Origin of the sequence: Amycolatopsis sp. NPDC101161 (genome assembly GCF_044768185.1) — a bacterium.
Classification (GTDB): domain Bacteria; phylum Actinomycetota; class Actinomycetes; order Mycobacteriales; family Pseudonocardiaceae; genus Amycolatopsis.
In genome coordinates this window covers 760,740-782,875 of record NZ_JBIWPI010000006.1, presented here as the reverse complement: position 1 = coordinate 782,875, position 22,136 = coordinate 760,740, and the positions used below count along the sequence as shown (strand labels likewise).

Genomic DNA, 22,136 nt, shown 5'->3' with positions numbered 1-22,136 from the left:
AATCGAACGTCATTCACGGCCTACTCCAAGATGACCAGTTCTGCCATTCACTAAGCGGTATGTGCGCGTTAGTGGGGTCCTGATCGATGGCACCGCTAATCGGATTACCATCACGTCCAATCACCTTGCCGTTGACGCGGACAATCACATGGTCGACCTGCTGACTCGGGAAAGGAGAATTGGGATTCCCCTGATCGATACGAACTCCGTTTCCTTGGTTTTTGGGATCCTGCCAGCGGAAACCCACGCCCTTCTTGTTGGGCTTCCCTTCGCCCCAACCTTCCGGCAGTTTACCTCCGGTCTCAGGATACCAACCCGCGCCTACACCCGCTTCGTCCGTCTTGACGGTCCGTTGGGCTGCGGCTGCTGTTTCGGCTTCCACCTCGGCTCTGGCCGCGCCTCCGACCCCGGTCGCCGCCGCCGCTTCGCCGTCCGCCGCGCTCCCCGCGCCACCGAGACCCATCGCGCCGAGCATCAGCAAGTCCTGGAACATCTGATGGACGTTGTCGTCCCAGAACTTCGTATGCGCGCACTCTTCGTAGTTCTCGACGCAGTAGAACGCCGCAATACTCTTGGCGCCCTCGATGTCGTTCGGGTTCTCCTCGAGGTGAATCCACGCCATCTGACACCCACGCGCTCCGAAACACGCGTGCTCGCTGCCGGCCCCGGTCGCCGTGTCCCAGAAATCCCGGTCATTGTAAGCAGTGCCTATCATCGACCAGTAGTTCTGCAAGCGGACATAGTCATTCGTCGTCGGCGAATACTTCGACAAATGACGATTGAGCTCCGCCCTCCGCACACGCGCGTGATACGCACGCTGCTGCCTCGCCTGCCCCGGATTGAGCAACGCCGCACCGGCCAGCTCACTCTCCGGGAAGATCCCGACCAGCGTCGCCCCGCCGTGGTCGTTGTAGCTGACGCCGTACGGCACCCCGGTATTCGGGTCCTCACCACCCACCACATACAAACCCGACGGATCGGACAGGTTGACCGGGTTGGCGTCGCTGTAGCCGTAACCGTTCATCGACTGCGGGTCGGCCGGGTTCAGCAGCGGGTCGACGCTCAGGAACCGGCCGGTCGCCGGGTCGTAGTCACGCGCGCCGAGATGGGTCAATCCCGTCGTGGTCTGGTAGCCGCCGACATAGCCGTGTTTGTCGGGCCAGGTGGACGGCGGCGCACCCCGCGTGAGGCCGTACGGGTCCTGCCAGCGCTTCGACACCGCCAGGTTCCCCGCGTCCACCGTGGCGTACGTCGTGCCCAGGTGATCGGACAGCTTCCACGTCAGCCCGACATCGCCCTTGCGAGTGGCGATCACCTGCCCGTTGTAGCTGTAGAACCGGGTGCCGAGCGCCTTCGTCCCACCGGTGGGGACGTTCAGCTCGGTGTCGCCGACGGTCAGTGTGGTCCCGGTCGGCTCGCGAGCGATCAACAACGCGCCGTCGGCGTCGTACAGGTAGCTGCTGGCCGCGCCGTTGGCCTCGGTGGCGGTGGCGACGTGCCCCTCGGCGTCGTAGGTGAACGTCTGCGCCGCGCCGTCCGGGCCACGGCTCTTCGTGCTCCCGGTTCGGTCGTAGCTGTAAGCCGCCTGAGTCGTCCCAGCCGGGCCAGTCGTCGTGGTCGCCTGGACCGCGTGCGGCTGCGAGTCGCCCGAGGCAGGATAGGTGGACGTCGTGGTGATGTCACCCGCGCCCGTGTGCTGGACCTGCGTCTTCCGGTTGCCCATGTCATCGAACGTCCAAGACGTCCAGTACGACGCCGCGCCGCCCGTGCCCGCTGTGGTCGGCGAGGTGGCACAGTCGCTCGAAGATGGCGTCCAGGCGTCGGTGAGGCGCTGGAGGTAGTCCTGCCGGAAGCACTGGACGTCCGCGGGCGCGTCCGCCGGGGTGTCGGCGATCTTGGTGATGCTGCCCGACGGGTTGTAGGTGTAGACGCGGTTGGCGATCCAGTAGTTCGACGACGTGGCCCGCTGGGCCTGTGTGGTGGCCAGCCGGTTCGTGCCGTCCTCGTAGGTGTTGGTGACGGAGACTTGGTTCGGGTTCGCCGCGTCCTGGTAGTTGGTCCGCAGCACCTGCCCCATCGGGTTGTACTTCGTCTGCGAAACCAGCTGCGTCGCGCCACCGCTCGAGTCGGCGGCCAGCATCGTCAGCGGCACGCCCAACGTGGAGTAGCCGAACGACATCTCCTCGTCGGGCAGCCTGCCCACCGCCGGGCTGGTCATGGTGCGCACGGCACCGGAGTTCGGGTCGTAGGTGACCCCGAACTGGTACGTCCCGGCCAGCCCGGTCTCCCCCGCCGGGATCGTCACAGTGGTGCCGGTGGACCGCCCAGCGGTGTCGTAGCCGGCGACATCCTTCCGGTACGTCTTGCCGTCCGCGTACCGGATCGACGCGGTCGGCAGCCCGGGCAGCAGCGTGTCATAGGTCCACTCGGCCAGCTTCGTGCCCGATGTGACGTCGCCGTCGTACTCCGCGGTCTTCCGGCCGAGGTTGTCGTAGGTGTAGCTGATCTGCCGGTGCCGGGCGTCGGTCGTGCTGGTCAGCTTCCCGGCGTCGTCGTAGGTGAACGTCGTCGTCCCGGTGTCCGGATCGGACGACGAGATCTTGCGGTCGTTCAAGTCGTAGGCGAACGTCCAGACGTTCTTGCCCGTGGTGTCGGTGATGCTCGCCTGCTGACCGCTGCGCGTGTAGGTGTACGTCGTCGTGTCCGCGGGTGACCCGGGAGACGTCCTCGTCGGGTCCTTGTACTGCAGCAGCTGGGTCCGCTGGCCCAGGCCGTTGGTGATCGTGGTCGTGGCGGTGCCGCCCGCCGGCGGGAGCGTCGTGGTGCGGTCGCCGTCCGGGATCGTTGTGGTGCGCCATTGTTCGGCGCCTTTGGCGAGGTACGCGGTCGCGATTGCGCGCCCGGCGCTGTCGTAGGTCGTGGCGTTGGTGTTCGGCACCGCGTTGTCCTGAACGACGAGCAGTGTCGACCCGGGTGCGGTGCTGTTCCAGTAGGAGCTGTGGTTCTTCCAGGCCCGGCCCTGGGAATCGTAGATCGAGTCGGTGACCACCCGTCCGCCGCTGTCGTCGGGTGCGGGGTTCTGCGCCTGCACGGTCCGGCCGAGCCCGTCCACCAGGCTGTAGGAGCTCGCGTACTGCCCGTTCGCGAGCAGTCCTGCGGTGACGATGGTGCTGGGACCGGTGTTGCTGACCGTGTACGAGTAGGTCACGTCGGCCGGCGCGTTAGCCGCCTTGCTGTGGCCCGGCTTCCAGGCCGACAGCGTGCGGCCGAGAGCGTCGAACGTCGCGTCCGTGCGCAGACCGCTCTGGTTCGCTTCGCCGGTCAGCGCCCCGGAGACCGGGTCGAAGTCCTTGATCTCGGTGAGTTTGGTGGTGTTGGTCGCGCTGATCGGTGGGCTGGTGGTGACGATCCGGGTGACCGGGCCGCCCGTCGCCGGGGTGTATGCCGTCGTGGTCGTCAGGCCGAGCGCGTCCGTGGCGCTCGTAACCCGGCCGTACACGTCGTACACCGACGTGGAGGCGGGCGCCTTGAACGTTTCCGCGCTCCCCGCGGCCCAGGACTGCAAGCCGTCGATCCGGGTCACGTTGCCCTTCTTGGGCGCCACGCCCAGGGCCTGATCGTCGTAGCAGGTCCGGGTGTCGGTGATGATGTTGTCCGGCCCCGGCGGGTTCGCCGTCTCGTCACACGGCCCCGAAACCTTCTGCACCTCGCTCGAGGAGGTCAGCAGCCAGTCGGTGGTGTTCTCCAGGTACTGCGTGATACTGCAGGTCGTCTGCTTGGGATCGGCCGTGTCGGGCTCCGTCTGGACGTGCGTGGCGAGCCCGTACTTGCCGAACGTCGTGTGCGTGCGCGCGACGCGCCAGGTGTTGGCCGCGTCAAGCCAGGTGCGGGTGCGGCTGGTCTCGGTGCCGACGTAGGCGGCGGCGCGCCCGTCGGCATCGGTGGCCGTCGGGTCCGAAACCCAGGGATCGTTGAGCGCTCCGCCGATCGGCTTGCCGTTCAGGTAGGAGACGGTCTCGCGGACGAACCCGCGGAGCTCCTTCCGGTCGGCGATCGACTCCTTCCAGTTGTCGCTGCTCACGCTGACACTGCGCGTGCCACCGCCCGGCAAGGTGTCCCCGTCCATGCCACGCAGGTAGATCGACTCCGACACGACCGGCGGCCCGGCGGGATCGCTGCCCGCCTGACCGACAGTCGTCTTCACGTCGCCGTAGCCACGCCAGTCCGACCACGTCCGGTACTTCGGATCGGTCAGCGGGTTGTCGTCGTGGTGCCACGCCGCGCCGCCGAGGTAGTCGTAGTGCGTGCGTTTGACCTGGGACAACACAGTCCGGCCGTCTTCGAGCACGTCGGTGACGCGGAACTTGTTGAACCAGTCCAGGACCGGGTCCGTCGCACCGCCCGGGGTCCAGTAGACCGGGTAGCACGACAGCGTGTTGGACTCCGGACTGGCGGGCATCTTCACGCCGGGCACGCATTCCGGGTCCGCGTACGTGATGGTCGTGATCCCGCCCTGCGGATTGGTGATCGCATCGATGCGGTTCCGCGTGATCGCCGTGTACTGGCTGTTGGCGTTGACGCGGTTGGCCTTCAGGACCCCGTGGAACGTCGTCGGATTCAGCGTGATCGCGTTGCCGACCGTGTACGGGCTCGCGACCCGGCCGGTCTGGGTGATCGAATCCAGCCACAGCGCCGCCGGGCTCCCGTCGCCGCCGGCCGGGAACGACTGGCCGAGTGCCCAGTCGTTGACCGGTTTCCAGCCTGAGCCGCCGTCGGTGATCTGAGTCCGGATCTTCGTGTACCGCTTGCGCGAGAAGAAGGTCGGCGAGCCGTAGACGCACACCGCGCCCTGCGCGCAGATCTGCTCGGAGGGCACGTCCGGCCACGACGTCGCGGTGCCGGAGTTCAGCTGCCCAGGGTCGCACGTGACAGTGCCACTGGGCACGCACCGCTCACTCGTGTCGAAGAGCACCTGCACCGGAGCATGGCCGAAGACATCGCCGAGGGTGGTGTTGAAGCCGTATTCGATCTTCGTGAGATAGCCGCCACGGGTGTAGGGCGTCCCCGGGTCGTTCGCGGTGGAGGCATTGCGGTTGAGCCCGTAGTTGTTGGTTTCGGGCTGGTAGTAGTAGGAAACCGCGTTGCCGTGCGGGTCGACGACGTAGTCGAGGTTCCAGCGCCACGCACGCTGGCACCACGAAGCCGCGTACGTCGCGGCGTTGCACGGTTCGCCGGAGTTGTTGCCGAACACCGGAACCGTCCACGTCGACTGGGTTTCCCCCTTGCCGCTCGCCCAGCCGGGCAGGCGGTTGAGGCCGAAGAAGTACTGCGTCCCGTTCGGGGTGGTGACCTTCCAGTATTCGTTGAACTTGTCGCCGTTCACGGTGTTCGTCAACCGTTCGACCCGCGTACCGTCGTCGTCCTTGGGATGCCAGGTGCCGGTCGCCTTGTCGAGCACCAGATCACCGCTCGCGCCCGAGAAGGAGATGGTCGCGTTGTCGTTGAACCAGCACAGGTCGCCGGTCTTGGTCTGCCCGTTGTTGCCGCCGAGGTCCTGCGAACATCCCTTGTACGACCGCTCGATGAACCCGCCGCCGCTGAGTCCCCAGCCGTCGCCGATGCCCGACGCCTGGTTGTTCGTCGCCGAGGTGAGCCCGTCGACGGCGCTGGAGGAGTAGTCGAGGCTGATCGACGGCACCGTCCCACCCGGCCAGGACGGCGTCGTGATCGGGTAGGAGAAGCGGAAGTCGGCCGAGGAGCCGCCCGCCGTCCACGACCCGGCCGGCTTGAGATCGGTCGCGCCGAAGTTCCCGCCGCCACCGGCCGTTCCCGCCACCGCCGCGACGACCGCCGACTTCGCGGCGGCGGTATTCGCCTCGGCGGTGGCGGCCTGGGCCGTGGTGGTGGGCAGCGCCACTTCGCCGGTCACATGGTGCGTGCGGCTGTTGTTGTCCGATGCCAGCGGCGTTCCGACGCGGCACTCGGGCCTGTCCGGAGTGGACAGCAGGCAAGACGGGTACTGGACGAGGTGGAGCCGGTCGCCGAAGCCACCGCCGTACGCGGCACCGAAGCTCTGGTAGTCGAGGTCGAGCTGCAGCGGGCCGCCGGTGTCGCCGGACACCGGGGCCACCTGCATGAGGACGCCCTTGATCCCGGCCTTGGCCGCGGTCGTCTGGTCGAGCGTGGTGACCTTCACCGTGCCCTTCGCGGCCGCCGCCCGTGCCTGCTTCTGCCCGGCTCGCGCCACCTTGACCTGGCCGGTGCCGCCCGGCGCGGACAGGTCGACGTCACTGCTGCCGGCAGTGGGCCAGCTGGCCTGGGCGACGGCCGCGGGCGCCATCGCCTTCGGCTTCGTCACCGGCAGGAAGCCGCCGTCGGCGCCCTTGACCGAAGCTGTCTGTTGCAGGGGCGGGAGGTCCCAGCCCAGTCCGTGCCATCCCGTGCCGGTCGCGGCAGCAGCGGACTGCGCCGAGCCGAGGAGCACCAGGACGACGCCGGCCGCGGTCGCCCGCAAGCGGAAACGCGCACGTCTGACGATCATGTGAACCTACCCCTGTGTGCGGAAGCCGGTACGGGATTCAGTGGCGGACGCCGAAGAGGGCGCCGGGGTCGTCGACCCTCTTGTCGATGACGATTCCGGTGTCGCTGCGAACCCCGGAGTAGACGCGGATTCCGGCGATACCACCGTAGAAGTAGTTGGTGTGCACCTTCGTCCACACCGCTTCGCCGACCAGGAGGCCACCCGTCGCCGCGCGAGCCGTGAGCCCGGAGGCACTACCCGACGGTGTGTAGAGGAGACCCGCTTGACGGACGCCGTTGACGTAGAGGGCCATCGTCTTGGTGCTCAGGTCATAGGTCGCCGCCAGGTGCGTCCACGTGTTGTTCACGACGTCGGAGTCGCTGAACTCGATCGACGTGCCGTTCCCGTCCGCGGTCCCGCTCGGCAGCAGGAACGACCACCGGCCGTGCACCGCACCACCGGAGTCCGTCCACGGCTGGTACCCGAGGATGAACGGCGACGCCTGGCCGTCATCCATGCTGACGAGGGTGCGCGCGACGTTGTCGACCGCGCCGTGGGCCGAGGCGTCCGAGGCCGTCCAGTCGTGGCGTACCCAGCCCTCGACCGTGAACGACTTGTCCGTACGCAGGTCCGCCGGCTTGGCCGCGTCGATGTGCCCCGTCCACGAGCTGTCGAACTTCGCCGCGCAGTCGACGGGATTGCCGCCGCTGTCCTGTTCCGTTGCCAGCGAGACGCCACCGGTCGCGGTGGCGCTGCCCTGCGTGACCGTGTCGTAGTACCGGGCGCCGGCCATGGCCGCGATCTGGTCGGCGCTCAGCGCCTTGCCCCACACCCGTGCCTGATCGACGACCCCCTTGAAGAGGTTCTTCGCCCCGGGTTCACCGCCGAGGACGAACGCACCAGCCGCGTCCCACGCCGCCGGAACGTCCGCACTCGCCTCACGTTTCCCGTTCACCGCCAGGCTGATCCGCAGCGCGCCGCGATCGAACGTTCCGGTCACCATCGTCCACGCGCCGGCCTGCGGCACCGAGGTTCCGGTCGCCCACTGGGTGGCGGCGCCTGCGGTGTCCGACGGGTTCATCCCGAACGCCCACCGGTTGCTGCTCTTCGCGTATCGCAACACGAAACCCGGCGTGTTGACGCCGTTCTGGGACAGGACTGTGTAGTCGCTGTTCAGGTCGTCGGCCTTCACCCAGGCCGACACCGTGAACGACTGCGTCGTGTCCACCACCGAGGCGGCGGTCGAGCCGGATCCGGTGCCGTCCAGCCACAGTCCGCCGCCGCTGCGGCCACCGGCCCAGGTGTACCCGCCCGCCAGGGTGATCGCGTTCGCGTTGCCGGTCGCGTCCTTCGCGATCGAACCGGCCTTCTCACCCAGCATCCACGCCGCCTGCAACGACGTGACCCGCGACGTTCCCGCCGTCAGCTCCGGCGCACAGCCCTCGGCGTAGCCGTAGTTCGCCACCGGCGCCGCGGTGTTGGCGAGGTCTCGCACGTCCGCCGCGGACAACGTTCGCTGCCACACCTGAGCGTCGTCGAGCGCGCCGTGGAAGAAGTCGGCGCGAGTCCCGGACCACTTCGTCGCGCCCAGCACCACCGGTCCGGTCGCGGCCCACGGCTGGGCGATCGCCGTGCTCTGCTTCGCACCGTCGACGTAGAGCGTGACGACCTGGGTCGACGCGTCATACGTCCCCGCCACATGAGTCCACACGCCGACTTGGGGCGGTCCGCCGGAGAAGGCCCAGACGGCCGCCGGCGTGGCCGAATCTCCCGCCGTGACGCGTATCGCCCAGGCGTTGTTTTCCTTGTTGTACTGCAGTGCGAACGGCATCGCCTGGGTCCCGTCCTGCGCGATGACGGTCTGCGAATGCGTCGTATCGGCGAGCTTCGCCCAGGCAGCCACGGTGAACGACTTCGACGCGTCGATCGCCTGGTCCGCGGTCCTGGCGTAGCCGGTCGTGCCGTCGAGACCGATCGCGCCCTTCGTGCCTTCGCCGTAGCCGTTGGTGTCCGGGTGCGTCCAGCTGTTCCCGTGGTCGTAGCCTGGCCCCGAGGTGACCCCGCCGACGGTCGTCATCGGATGCGCGGCAAGACCCGCGTTCCCCGGCGTGCCCGCAGCCGTGTCCGCCAGCGTCGTGCCCGACGGCTCGTCGGCACTCCACGCGGCTGTGAGGTTCTTGCCCGGCGTGACCGGCTCCACGTGGTACGAGCACGAAGCCGGGTCCAGTGCCGGGTTCGAATCCGTGAGCACCACGCACTGCGCGTCCGGGCTCGCAGTGCCGGCCTTGTTCACCGACTTCACCTTGATGATGTTCTGGTTCCCGTTGAGCGCGGTCGCCTTGATCCCGCCGACCGCGACCATCTTCCCGGCACCGTCGGTCGACTGCGTCGCCGGAACGCTCGGCGATCCTTGGACCTGTGGCTCGGATCCGTCGGTCGTGTAGATGAAGTGGTCGATGTCGTAGAAGTTGTCGGTGGCCATCCCGGTCCAGATGCTGAACTCGACCGGATCACCCTGCACCGCCGGATGCGTCCAGGACGGCATGGCCACCACCGGTTGCGCGGGTACCTTGCTGTCCACGGTGAACTCGCAGTTCCCGACCCAGCTCGACCAGAGCTCACCGTCGGTGGCCTGCATGGACCAGTTGTAGATGCCGTCCTCGTTGATCCAGCCCGCCGGGACCGCGGCCAGCTGCGCGGTTGCCTGCTGGTTCTGGCCCGGTGTGCCCACCGCGACCATGTTCCCGCCGTTGTCGTGCGCGTACACGTTGTGCCCCAGTGCGCCGTACGCGACCGCGAACTTCGCGTACAGCGTGCCACCGTCCGGGTCGGACACCTTCCCCGCCAGCTGCGGGTTCTTCGTGTACACCCACGGCCGGTTCGCCCCGCTCGTGCACGGCAGCAACCCGTTCTGCATGGACAACGCCGTTGGCGGGTTCGGCGCCGAGTCGTAGTTCACCTGCAGGTACGGGTTCAGCGCGAACCGCCGCCAGGTGGCCACGCCGCCGCCCTGCCCGTCCTCCACCAGCGCGAGGGACACGTTCGGCCAGCGGCCCGCCGCCGCGTCCTGCGCGGCGTGCGTCGCGTCGAACTCCCCGTGGACGTCCGGCGCGTTGCCGCAGTTGGCCACGTTCACCGACGACATGTAGTAGCTCCAGCCCGGCTGGTTGTTCCACGTGATGTCCCCGCCGAACGGGCCGGTCAGCCACAGGTCGGTGTCCGCCGCGTTCGAACAGTTGTAGGTGTGCGTGATCGTGGTGTTCAGGCTGGCCGAATGCACGACGGTCCCGGCGATCTGCGCGGTGTTCATCTGCAGGTACGACCGCGAGGTGCCCGCCCGGTCGTCGGTTTCGTAACCCGCCTTGAGATCGGACAGAGCACCGTCGGAGGCGTTGTAGTTGCGCGCGTCCGGAAACCCGGACTGCACCACCGCATGCGCCTGCATCCCGCAGGTGGAGCACCAGGTGTCCGGGTCGAGGGTCACCGGGTACCGCGTCGCCGGGTCGGCGAGGAAGGCCTGGTCGGGCGTGATCGCGACGGTGTCCGGGGACAGCTTTACCCCCATGACCGCCTCGCGGTGCCCACCGCCTGCACCCAGCTGCCGCTCGGCTTCGGACCCCGCACCGGAGGAGTCCCACATGCGTGACGCGTCACCGGCGAAGACCACCGCTCCGCTGGTGTCCTTGACCTCCAGCCCGTCCGCGGGCTTCGCACCGGAGGTCGGTGTGCCGCGCCCCGCGCCCGGCGCCACGGACACCGTGGTGTTCTTGGTGTGCAGGCCGAACGGGATGTCGCGCAGCTGCGGGTTCTGCGCGGCTTCCCGGGTCTTGACGACGAGGTTCTCGGTGTAGCCCTCCGGCAGCGCACGCACCGTCAGATCCACTCCCGGAAGCACCTCGGCGTAGGTCGCGGTATCCCCGGACAACGACGGTGCCGGGAGGTCTTTCGTCCACTTCAGACCGACCTCCTTGCCCGCCTCGCCGGCCTGCACGATGGGCTTGGCCACGGACCCGGTGCCACCCGCGTTCAGCGCGAGGTCCAGCACCGTCGCCTTCGGCGTCACCGCCCCGTCGGCGTTGCGCACGAGCGTCGTGTCGATCGGTGTCCAGTCAGGACCGTGCTTGACCCTCACCGGGTGCGTGTACTCGGTCAACGTCCACGAGCCGTCCGGATTCGCCACGGTCTGGGAGGTCTCGGTCGTCTTCGACGTCACCAAGATCTGTTTGCCGGCCGCACGCGCCCACGCCGAGGCCGTCGCCTCGTCCTGTGCCTGGTCGGGCACCGAAACGGCAGCCGACGCGACCGGCGCCGCGAGCGCCGGAAGACCGGTGATGCCGACGACGGCGGCCAGGAAAAATGCGCGCCAACGCACACCAAAAAAACTCACGAGATCCCCCTCGCCTAAGAGCACCAGCACACAGCCGGGCCCCCGACGAACCCGAGATCACCCTGCCAAACCCGTCGACCAGCGGAAATAGTCCAACCGGCTTAATCAGCACAGAGTTACCGAATGTCCACAATAGATCGCAATATGCACCGTTTGTCTTATTATGGGCGACTTGAACCGCTCCGCCGACACCTCGCCATCACCCTTGCCCGACACCGCGTGATCTTCGTGCGGCCACGAAACGCGTACCCGTTAGTCCGCGCGGAGGCGCGCCTGCAGCTGTGCCGCGGTGACCGCGAGCAAAGATGGCGAGGTCCATACGCACGACTCCTCCCCACGTTCCTCCACGCGCGCCGCGGCCTTCGACGAACAGGGCCTGGTAGATCGCTTCGTGGCTGATGCGCATGGATTCATCCTCGGGGAAGTCGATCCTGAGACGATGGGCGATCTGCTCCGGGCTCCAGGCTGTCGCCCACCGCCGGTCCTGCCGGTGCGGCTTGTTCAATCCCTTCCACGCGGGCGGTTCAGGCCCGGCGACGGCCGTACCATCGGGTCGGCGGACGCTGTCGCTCACGCGCTTCTGGACGTATTCGCGCAGCCGCGGATTCGACACCAGCTTGGCTGTCTTCGGGCGCTTGGCCGCCTGCTGCGCCTTCCACTGCGCCACCGTGGCTCGATATTCCTGTTTGCCGCTGCATGTCGCGGCGTTACGCCGCAACTCGCGCGAGATCGTCCCCGCATCGCGTCCGATGCTGCGGCCGATTTCCCGCACGCCCTTGCCTTGCGCCCGCAGCAGCGCGATCTCCTCGCGTTCGGCAAAAGATAGATAGCGGCCGGAGGGTTCGTCCAGGCTGATCGGCGGCATGCCGCCAGCGTGGCGAAACCACCGCGCCCCGACCGGCCACGACACGCCGACGTGAAGCGCGGCCTCGAACGTCGTGACCCCCGTCGCGATCAGGCGCCAGAACTCCCGCTGCACACCGCGCGAGGGCTCAGGCCGACCCGGCGACCGCAACGCCCGGTCCGCCGCCCACTGCCTCCGCACCCCTTCGGGCACCCGCTCCAGCTTCGTGTTGCCGCCCATCGCACACCTCCGCGATCGAGGTGTTGCGACGACCGGTTGAATTCGCCCCTCGGCTGGCGGCACCCACGCCGGCGTCTTCGCCGCCGCCCTGGCACCATGATCTAGCAGCAATGTTGCGACGGTCACTGGAATCCGCCCTAGAACCCAAGAGACCGCCGGGGGTTGGTTTTCACGAGTCGTCAACAAGTGCTCGCGTATGCCCATGCCGTCGTGCGCCGCACGGTTTCCGGCCGGTCTCCGTCGCGCTCATGTCGCACGACGAGTCAGTGGATCACCCGGGCTTCCGGGTCCTTGCCGTACCCGAGCTTCTTCTCCAGATCGCCCAGGAACTCGTACTCGGCCGGCGTCGGCACGCGCGCCATTATCCCGTCCGCCTTGATCTGCTGGCGCAGCGCGTGTGCGCCGGACACGTCCGGCTTGCCGTCCGGGGCGCCCTGGCGAACTTCCAGGACCACACGAGCGGTCGGCGTCTTGGGTTCCTCGGCCAGGGCCACGTACCAGCTGGAGATCATGCCCCGGGGGATGTAGCCGTGCCAGGTGCGCAGGCGCAGTTCTCGCCGACGTTGACCGATCGCGCCGAACTTCGATCGGGCGCCCCCGATCCACCCGGCAACGCCGGTCACCACGGCCACCAGCCACGCCGCGCTCTGAAGGTTCATCGGCGCATTCTGCCCGAGGCGGGGAAGCCCGGCGCGGGCTCGGGTGCGGCGCCGCGCCGGGCGAAGATCAGCGCGGCGCATCACCCCCGTCCGCGCTGTCCTCGTCGCCGACCTCGGGGGATCAGCTGTCGGAGGGAGGCGGCCCAACGTCGGTCTTCGCGGAGCAGGCCGGGCAGAGCCTTGAGGATCGGAAGGGCGAGCCGTAGAACCTCGCGGTTGTCCTTGCCGATCTCGATCAACCGGTGAAGGAACCGCAGGGTCAGGGCCATCGTGCACATTCGCATCACGACGGCGAGGGCAGCGAAGCCCAGCACGGCCGGAACGCAGGCGCTTAGACGGAGCCTACTGGGGCCGGGCGCCGCGCGCCGGGACGATGTGCGCGCCGCCACTCAGGGAGCGGGCTCCCGTTCGGCGGCGGCCAGGAGGCTGCGGGCGGTGTCCGCCACCGTTTCCTCGACCGGGCGAGGCCGCCAGCCGAGCACGGTCCTCGCCTTGGTGGTGCGGATGACGGGCACGCGGCCGAGGCGAGCGGCCGCTTCCCGCAGGGCCGGATCGGTTTCGGCCGCGGCGCGCACCTGCTCGGCGGTCATCTCCGTCGTGGTCACGGCGTGCCCGCTTTCGGCCAGGATCCGGGCCAGACCGAGGAAACTGATCGACTCCCCGGCCGCGGCCAGGAACCGCTCCCCCGCGGCCCGGGGATGGGTCATCGCCCGCACGTGCAGGTCGGCGACGTCGCGGACGTCGGCCACGCCGAAGTACAGCGGCGGCACCACCGGCATCGCGCCGTCGAGCATCGCCCGCACCAGCGAGACCGAAGACGACAGGCGCTCGCCGAGGACCGGTCCGAAGATGCCGGCCGGGTTGATCACCGCCAGCTCCGGGCCGCCCGCCGCCCGCACCTGCTCCCACGCGGCGCGTTCGGCGATCACCTTCGACCGGACGTAGGCGCTGTTGGGATCGGCGAGGTCCGTCCAATCGGCCTCGGTGTACTCCTCTCGCGGCACGGCGCTGTACCCGACCGCGGCGAACGACGACGTCAGCACGACCCGCCGGACCCCGGCCTCCCGGGCCGCGGCCAGGACCCGCACGGCGCCGTCGCGGGCCGGGCGGATCACCTCGTCGTCGTTTTCGGGTGCGGCGGGCGGGAACGGAGACGCCAGGTGGAGGACGTAGTCGACGCCCTCGGTCGCCGCGGCCCAGCCGACGTCGGCGCCGAGATCCGCGGCCACCACCTCCAGGTCACCGGGCCCGGCGAGGGCCCGGACCTCGGCCGCCCGGTCGAGGTCGCGCACGGTGGTGCGGACCCGGTGGCCGTCGGCCAGCAGCCGCGCGAGGGTGTGGCCGGCGAGGTACCCGGTGCCGCCGGTGACCAGGACGAGCGCTCGGTCGTCGTTCATGTCAGTCCTTTGTGGATGGTCAGAATCGGTCGATCAGCGACCGGAGCCGCGGGAGGAGCCGGTGCGCCGCGCCGGTGTCGCCGCGGTCGCGGGCGTCCCAGAGCCGCGCCTTGAGCCGGAGGTACTCCAGCCGCAGGCGCAAGCGCTCGATCTCGGCTTCCAGCCGGTCGGCGTGGTGGTCGAAGAGGTCACGCTGCTCGGCGGCGGCCGCATCGCCGCGGGCCAGCAGGTCGAGGTACCGCCGCAGGTCCTCGACCCGCAACCCGGCCGACCGCAGGCACCCGAGCGAATCCAGGACGTCCATGGTCGCCGCGTCGTACCTTCGGTGCCCGCTGCTCGGATCCCGCGGCACCGGGCCGACCAGCCCGATCTGCTCGTAGTAGCGCAACGTCGGCTCGCTGAGCCCGCTGCGCCGGGACGCCTCGAGGATCGTCAACCACACCTGCTCGACTCCGGCCGCCATGGGAGCCAGCATGCGGGACTTCAAGCACTTGAAGTCAACGCGCCCGGCCGGTGGGCCGGATCACACCCCGATCGAGGCCGCCGCTCAGCGGCCGGTCAGGGTGCGGACCACCAGCTCCGCCGAGGCGCCGGCCCCGAGCGTCGTCCCGGCGTAGCGGACGTCGGCGGCGAGCGTGCCGGGCGGCGGGTCGTCCCGGACCGTGAGCCACACCGTGACCATCAGCAGCCAGCGGACCACCAGGTAGACGAACAGCAGCACGCCGACGAGCGTGCCGAACGCCGCGACCGCGGGCGACCGGCCGAGCAGGTGCAGGTACAGCCCGCCGGCCTGCTGGAGCGCGGCGAGCCCGACGGCGGCGGCCCCGGCCGGGCGCAACGTCGACCGCAGCGGCAGCGGCCGACGCGGCAGGCGGGCCAGGCACCACGCGATGACCAGCCAGTTCGCCGCGAGGCCGAGCAGCAGCGAACCGGCGACGAGGACGAACTGCGCGAACCCGCCGGTCAGCCCGGTCAGGCCGAGCAGCCACGTCCCGGCCGCGCCGGTGAGCGCCGCCAGCCCGAACGACACGGCCATCGCGAGCCCGACGCCGATCAGCGCCAGGACGTCCGCGGCGATCCCGCGCAGCAGCGGCCGGGTGGTGCGCTCCTGCCCGAGCATCGCGGTGACGGCGTCGCGGACGTTGCTGATCCAGCTCCAGCCCGAGTACGCGGCGACGGTCAGCGCGAGCAGCCCGATCCGCCCGCGTTCCCCGACGACGGTGTGCACGACGTCGTTGACCCGCCCGGCGATCTCGGGTGGCAGCGCGCCGTCGATGACCCGGTCGAGCTCGGTGGCGAGCAGCCGGTCGCCGGCCAGCACGAACCCGGCCACCGAGACGGCGACCATGACCAGCGGCACCAGCGCGAGCAGGCTGAAGAAGGTGACCGCGGCGGCGTAGTGGTCGCCGTCGCGTTCGCGGTACCGGGCGAGCGTCGCCCCGACCCGCCGGAGCGGTTTCCTCACGACGGCTTTCTCCACCGGCCGACCCTCTCATCCGCACGTCTCCCCCGCAGTCCGGACCCGGTGGCCGGGGGATCGTCACGCGTCAGCCGGGGACGACCGTGCCGCGCACCTCCCCGAAGCCGATCCGCGTGCCGCCCGGCCCCGGGGCCGTCGCGCTGATCGCGACCTCGTCGCCGTCCTCCAGGAACGTGCGGGTCTGACCGTCCGGGAGGTCGAGCGGTTCCCGCCCGCCCCACGACAGTTCGAGGAACGAGCCGCGCTGGCCGCGCTCCGGGCCGGTGACGGTGCCCGAGGCGAACAGGTCGCCGGTGCGCAGGGTCGCGCCGTTGGCCGTCAGGTGCGCCAGCTGTTGCGGCGCCGTCCAGTACTGCGTCGCGAACGGCGGGCTGGACACGAGGTGGCCGTTGAGCCGGACTTCGATCGCCAGGTCGAGGCCCCACTTTTCGGTGGTGCGTAGGTAGTCGAGCGGCTCCGGGTCCTGCGGCGGGCCGTCGACCCGCGCGTGCTCGAGCGCGGCGAGGGGGACGATCCACGGCGACACCGACGTCGCGAACGACTTGCCGAGGAACGGGCCCAGCGGCTGGGACTCCCAGGCCTGGAGGTCGCGGGCCGACCAGTCGTTGACCAGGCAGACGCCGAAGACGTGGTCCGCGAAGTCCGCGGTGGACACCCGGGTGCCCGGAACGCCGACCACGAACCCGACTTCGGCTTCGATGTCCAGCCGCTGCGACGGACCGAAGGAGGGCGCATCGGCGTTGCGCGGCTTGCGTTGCCCGTGCGGGCGGACGACGGGCGTGCCGGACGCGACGACCGTGCCCGCCCGGCCGTGGTAGGCGATGGGCAGGTGCTTCCAGTTCGGCGGCAGCTCGGCGGCGTCGGGCCGGAAGATCCGGCCGGCGTTGAGGGCGTGCTGCTCGCTGGAGTAGAAGTCGACGTAGTCGGCGACGTCGAAGGCGAGGTGCGTGGTGACCTCGGCCAGCGAGTGGAGGTGCGGGCGGAGCTGGTCGGCGTACCGGGGTTCGGTGAGCCAGGTTCGCAGGTTTTCGCGCACCTCCCGCCAGGTGTCGGGCCCGGCGGCGAGCAGGGGGTTGAGGACGCCACCGGCGAGCAGCGGCGCGAAGGGGGCGGCGGTTTCTTCGGCAGCGGCGGTGAGGTCGAGGACGTGCTCACCGACGGGCACGCCGATGCGCCGCTCGGGCGCGCCGCCGACGGAAAAGACGCCGTAGGGCAGGTTGTCCAGGCCGAAGGGGGTGTCGTCGGCGAGGTCGAGCCAGGTCACGTGTGCTCCTCGTCTTGGTGGGTCCGGGCCCGGCAGCGAACCACGCCACCGGGCTCAGCCGTCCTCACTGCGCGCGGGCCGCCACCCACTCGGACACCACGTCCGCCAGGACCGGGAGCGGGACCGTTCCGCTGCCCAGCACCGTGTCGTGGAACTCGCGGATGTCGAACCGGTCGCCCAGCGCCTGCTCCGCCTCCGTCCGCAGCCGCTCGATCTCCAGGCGGCCCACCATGTACCCCAGCGCCTGGCCCGGGTGGCCCGCGTAGCGGTCGATCTCCGCCTCGATCTCGATCCGGGCCATCGGCGTGTTCTCGACCAGGTAGTCCACCGCCCGCTGCCGGCTCCAGCCCAGCGCGTGCAGGCCCGTGTCGACCACCAGCCGCGCCGCGCGCATCGAATCCTGCGTCAGCAAGCCGATCCGGGCCACGTCGTCGGAGTACAGGCCCATCTCGTCGGCCAGCCGCTCGGCGTACAGCCCCCAGCCCTCGGCGTACGCGTTGAACATGCCGATCCGGCGCAGCAGCGGAACTCCCGTCAGCTGCTGCGCGAGCGTCAGCTGGAAGTGGTGCCCCGGCACGGCTTCGTGGAACGCCACTGCCTCCCCGAGCGTCCGCTGCCGCTGGTCGGCCTCGTGCGTGTTCGCGTAGTACGTGCCCGGGCGCGAACCGTCCAGCGACGCGTCGATGTAGTACGCGATCGAGCCGCTTTCCGCCTCGGCGGCCGGCACCGGCGCGACCTCGCACTTCTGCTCCGGAACCCGCAGGAACCATTGCGGCGCCACAGCTTCCGCCCGCGCGATCGTCGCCCGAGCCGCGTCCAGCAGTTCGTCGCCGTCGCGCCAGCGCAACGCCGGGTCCGTGCGGATCCGGTCGAAGATCTCCGCGATGTCCGTGGTGCCGAACACCTTCGCCCCCAGCTCGCGGTACTCCCCCGCCAGCCGCTCGATGATCGCCAGCCCGGTGTCGTGCAGGTCCTGGGCCGTGCGCTCGGTCGTCGTCTCCGCCCGGATCAGCTTCGCGTACCGCTCCGCGCCGCCCGGCAGGTCGCCGATGCCCGGGGACGTCTCCGGCCGCGAGACCGGCACGACCTCGTCGGCCAGGAAGTCGCGGTACCGCGCGTACGCGGGCCGCACGACCTCGGCCAGCAACCGGTCGCGCTCGGCCTCGAGCCCGTGGACCGGCACCTTCAGCGGGTCGCCGTCCGGCGCCGCGAGGTACCGCTCGACGTAGCCGACGCCGATGCGCGCCAGGAACTCCGGCGGCGTCAGGCCCGCGGCGAGCGCGGCCCGCTGCCGCTCGATCAACTGGTCCAGGTACGTCCCGACCGCGCCGAGGCGGCTCAGGTAGCCGCGGGCCTTGGCCTCGTCGTCGAGGACCGTCTGCGGCAGCATCATCAGCAGTTCCAGCGCCGGCGCGGCCAGCCCGTCGCTCACCGCGATGTCCGCGCGGCCCGAGTCCAGGACGTCGATCAGCGTGCGGGCCTGCCAGATCACGACGTCCCGCGTGACGCGCTCGGCGGGCGGCAGCGCCTCGAGCGCCTCGGCCCGCGCGATGAGCGCGGCGAACCCGGCGCGCTGCCGGGCGACCGCCTCGGCGGACTGGTCGGCGAGCTTGTCGTGCGCGCCGGGCAGGCCGTAGAGCGACGGCAGCAGCGGCTGCGCCTCGAACATCAGCTCGAGGCACTCGTCGGCCAGCCGGTCGGCGGTGTCGCCCTGGGCCGCGACCCAGTCGGTGACCACCTTGGCCAGCGCCGACAGCGGCAGCATGCCGTGGCCCAGCACGACTTCGTGGAACGCGCGGATGTCGAAGCGGTCGCCGAGCGCCTCCTCGGCCTCGGCGCGCAGCCGCTGGATCTCCAGCCGCCCGACCATGTACCCGAGGGCCTGGGCCGGCCAGCCGGCGTACCGGTCGATCTCCGCCTCGATCTCGAGCCGCGCCATCGGCGTGTTGTCGACGAGGTAGTCGATCGCCTGCTGCCGGCTCCAGCCGAGCGCGTGCATCCCGGTGTCGACGACGAGCCGGCCCGCCCGCATCGAGTCCTGCGTGAGCATGCCCAGCCGGGCCACGTCGTCGGAGTACAGGCCCATCTCGTCGGCCAGCCGCTCCGCGTAGAGGCCCCAGCCTTCGGCGTAGGCGTTGAACATGCCGATCCGCCGCAGCAGCGGCAGGTCCGTCAGCTCCTGGGCCAGGCTGAGCTGGAAGTGGTGCCCCGGCACGGCTTCGTGGAACGCGATCGCCTCGCTGGTGAAGCGCGGGCGCTTGTCGGCCTCGTACGTGTTGGCGTAGTAGGTTCCCGGCCGCGTGCCGTCGAGCGACGGCTGGAGGTAGTACGCGATCGTGCCGCTCGCCGCGTCGGCCTCGGGCACCGGCGCGACCTCGCACTTCTCCGCCGGGATGCTCGAGAACCACCGCGGCGCCACGGCTTCCGCGCGCGCGATGGCGTCACGGGCCGCGGACAGCAGCTCCTCGCCGTCACGCCAGCGCAGCTCGGGGTCGGTGCGCAGCCGCTCGAAGATTTCGGTGAGTTCGGTGGTGCCGAACACCTTCTGCCCCAGTTCGCGGTACTCGTCCGCGAGCTTCGCGATCAGCGCCAGCCCGGTGTCGTGCAGGTCCTGGGCCGTGCGCTCGGTCGTCGTCTCCGCGCGGATCAGCGCCGCGTACCGCTCCGCGCCGCCCGTCACGTGCCCGATGCCGGGCGCGGTGTCGGGCCGGCCGACCGGCTCGACCTCGGTGCGCAGGAAGTCGCGGTAGCGCGCGTAAGCGGGGTGGACGACCTCGGCGAGCAGCCGGTCGCGCTCGGCTTCGAAGCCCTCGACCGCCGCGGTCGTGCCCACCTTCAGCGGATCGGACTCCGGCGCCGCCAGGTAGCGGTCGATGTATTCGATGCCGACGCGGGCGAGGTAGGCCGCCGGCACGAGCCCGTCGGCCAGGCTTTCGCGCTGCCGCTCGGTCAGCTGCTCGAGGAACGTGCCGATCGCCGCGAGCCGGGCCAGGAAGCCGCGCGCCTTCTTCTCGTCGTCGAGCTTGTAGTAGGGCAGGTACAGCAGCAGCGACAGCGCGGGCGCGGTCAGCCCGTCGCTGACCGCGATGTCGGCGCTGCGGGCGCCGAGCCGGTCGGCCTCGACCTCGGCGGCCGCGACCACGACCTCGCGCGTCACGGCCTCTTCCGCCGTCAGCGCCTCGGCGGGCAGCGCGCGGGCCCGGGCGGCGAGCTCCCGGTAGGCCGCGCGGTACTTCTCCTGCGCCGCGCGGCTCTGGTCGGAGAGCCGGTCGTGGTCGCCGGGCAGCCCGTAGACCGACGGGAACAGCGGCTCGTGCTCGAAGGTCAGCTCGACCAGCTCGGCGGCCAGGCCGTTCGCCGTGTCGCCGTGGCCGGCCACCCACTCGTCGACGGCGGACGCGAGCGCCGACAGCGGCAGCGCGCCCCCGGCGAGCACCAGGTCGTGGAACGCGCGGATGTCGAACCGGGAGCCGAGCCGCTCCTCGGCGCGGGCGCGGATCCGCTGGATCTCCAGCCGCCCCACCATGTACGCCAGCGCCTGGCCGGGCCACGCGATGTACCGGTCGACCTCGGCTTCGATCTCCACCTGGGCCATCGGCGTGTGCTCGGCGAGGTAGTCGACGGCCTGCTGCCGGCTCCAGCCCAGGGCGTGCAGGCCGGTGTCGACGACCAGCCGGCCGGCCCGCATCGAGTCGGCGGTCAGCATGCCCAGCCGCGCGACGTCGCCGGAGTACAGCCCCATCTCCTCGGCGAGGCGCTCGCTGTAGAGGCCCCAGCCCTCGGTGTAGGCGGTGAAGCTGCCGATGCGGCGCAGCAGCGGCAGGTCGGTCAGGCCGGTCGCGACGCTCAGCTGGAAGTGGTGCCCCGGCACGGCTTCGTGGAACGCGACCGACTCGGCCGTGTGCCGGAACCGCTCGGTGGCCTCGTAGGTGTTCGCGAAGTAGATGCCCGGGCGGGAGCCGTCGGCGGCCGGGCGCAGGTAGTACGCCGGGGGCGCGCCGGGCGCGGCTTCCTCCGGCACCGCTTCGACCAGGCACGGCTGCGACGGCACGGTCCCGAACCACTTCGGGGCCTCCGCGGTCGCGCGGGCGACGGCGGTGCGGGCGGTGTCCAGCAGCTCTTCGGCGCCGCTCCAGCGCAGGGCGGGGTCGGTGCGCAGGCGCCGGAAGATCTCCGCCAGGTCGTCGGTGCCGAACACCCGCTGCCCCAGCTCGCGGTACTCGGCGGCCAGCGAGTCGATGATGTCGAGCCCGGTCCGGTGCAGCTCTTCCGGCGTCCGCTCGGTGGTCGTGTGCACCTTCGCCAGGCGCGCGTACGTCTCGTCGCCGCCCGGCAGCCACTTCAGGCCGGGCTGCTCGGCGGGCCGGCCGTGCGGCCGGACGTCGGTGACGAGGAACTCGCGGTACTCGGCGAAGGCCGGGCGGACGACGTCGGCGAGCAGCTCGTCGCGGCGGCGCTCGAACTCCTCGTCCGGCGCCGGCTGGCGGCGGAGCGGATCGGTGGCCGGGTCGGCGAGGTAGCGGTCGAGGTGCGCGACCGCGGCCTCGACCAGGTGCGCCACCGGGGTGCGCCCGGCGGCGATCCCGTCGGCGTGCCGCCGGGCGGCCTGGCGCAGGTACGCCGGGATGGCGGCGAGCCGGCCGAGCTGGGCCTCGGCGGTGTCGCCCGCCGAGACCGTCGCCATCGGCAGCACCATCAGCAGCGAAGCCGCGGGCGCCACCATGACGTCGGTGACCGTGAACTCGGTCATCCGGCTGTCGATCGCGGCGACGCGGTCTTCCGCCGTGGCGATGAGGACTTCGCGGGTGACGCGGTCTTCGGCCGACAGCTCCCCGGCGTCCAGCGCGCGGGCCCGCTCGGCGAACGCCGCGAGCGTGGCCCGGTGCGCTTGTTCGGCCTCGGCGGACAGGTCCGGCAAGCCGGGCTCGGCCGGCCGGATGCCCAGCAGGGCGGGCGTCAGCGGATCGGCGGCGAACAGCGCTTCGACGAACTCCTCGGCGAGTTCGGTGACCGCGGTCATGGGCAGGACCCCCAGCTTTCGGTGTTGTGCTCGGAACCGACCCTAACGGAGATCACCGACAAGAACGGTGAGCCGCCGGGCGGGGCGGGCGGGGGTGGATCTGCGAGGTGGCCTTGCCGGGCACAGGCGGCGCAGGCGGGAGCGAGCGGCGCAGGCAGGCGGGCGCGGGTGGCGCGCAGGTGGATCGGCAAGGCGACGCCACCGGGCGGAGCCAGCGCAGGCGGGCGCAGCCAGCGGAGGCGGGCGCGGGTGGCGCAAGTGGGCGCGGGTGGCGTAGGCGGGCGCAGCCAGCGCAGGTGGGCGCGGGTTGCGCGGGCGGATCGGC

At 70.7% G+C, this 22,136-nt stretch carries 8 protein-coding genes and 1 pseudogene; all 9 read right to left on the bottom strand.

The annotated features are described in order from the left end of the window. Positions 1–13: 13 nt before the first annotated feature. The 9 genes and pseudogenes from ACIRSS_RS41800 to ACIRSS_RS41760 all read right to left on the bottom strand — a co-directional run bounded on the left by ACIRSS_RS41800 (position 14) and on the right by ACIRSS_RS41760 (position 21,811). Entirely contained in the window at positions 14–6,541 is a 6,528-nt protein-coding gene (locus tag ACIRSS_RS41800; protein ID WP_400905357.1) for an RHS repeat-associated core domain-containing protein, read from the bottom strand. Between the two features lie 37 nt (positions 6,542–6,578). Next, positions 6,579–10,892: a LamG-like jellyroll fold domain-containing protein gene (locus ACIRSS_RS41795; protein ID WP_400905354.1), complete on the bottom strand. Its 4,314-nt coding sequence runs from the start codon at positions 10,890–10,892 to the stop codon at positions 6,579–6,581. Between the two features lie 364 nt (positions 10,893–11,256). Beyond that, a pseudogene (locus ACIRSS_RS41790) lies at positions 11,257–11,772 on the bottom strand (transposase); the annotation flags it as partial. A 482-nt stretch (positions 11,773–12,254) separates the two neighbouring features. Next, complete coding sequence (locus ACIRSS_RS41785; protein ID WP_400905352.1) at positions 12,255–12,650, bottom strand: hypothetical protein; 396 nt, start codon at positions 12,648–12,650, stop codon at positions 12,255–12,257. Positions 12,651–13,039: 389 nt separating this feature from the next. Then, positions 13,040–14,047, bottom strand: a complete 1,008-nt coding sequence (locus tag ACIRSS_RS41780) for an NAD-dependent epimerase/dehydratase family protein (protein WP_400905350.1) — start codon at positions 14,045–14,047, stop codon at positions 13,040–13,042. Between the two features lie 19 nt (positions 14,048–14,066). After that, the gene (locus ACIRSS_RS41775) at positions 14,067–14,510 is read right to left on the bottom strand and encodes a MerR family transcriptional regulator (protein ID WP_400905346.1); all 444 of its coding nucleotides are present in this window, start codon (positions 14,508–14,510) and stop codon (positions 14,067–14,069) included. A gap of 84 nt (positions 14,511–14,594) precedes the next feature. Further along, positions 14,595–15,512 carry a YhjD/YihY/BrkB family envelope integrity protein gene (locus ACIRSS_RS41770; protein ID WP_400905344.1) on the bottom strand — a complete coding sequence of 306 codons (918 nt, stop codon included), beginning with the start codon at positions 15,510–15,512 and terminating at the stop codon, positions 14,595–14,597. An 82-nt stretch (positions 15,513–15,594) separates the two neighbouring features. After that, positions 15,595–16,791, bottom strand: coding sequence for a fumarylacetoacetase (gene fahA, locus ACIRSS_RS41765; RefSeq protein WP_400905341.1), 1,197 nt, complete (start codon positions 16,789–16,791; stop codon positions 15,595–15,597). 64 nt (positions 16,792–16,855) lie between these two features. Next, positions 16,856–21,811: a DUF885 domain-containing protein gene (locus ACIRSS_RS41760; protein ID WP_400905339.1), complete on the bottom strand. Its 4,956-nt coding sequence runs from the start codon at positions 21,809–21,811 to the stop codon at positions 16,856–16,858. Between the last annotated feature and the right edge of the window lie 325 nt (positions 21,812–22,136).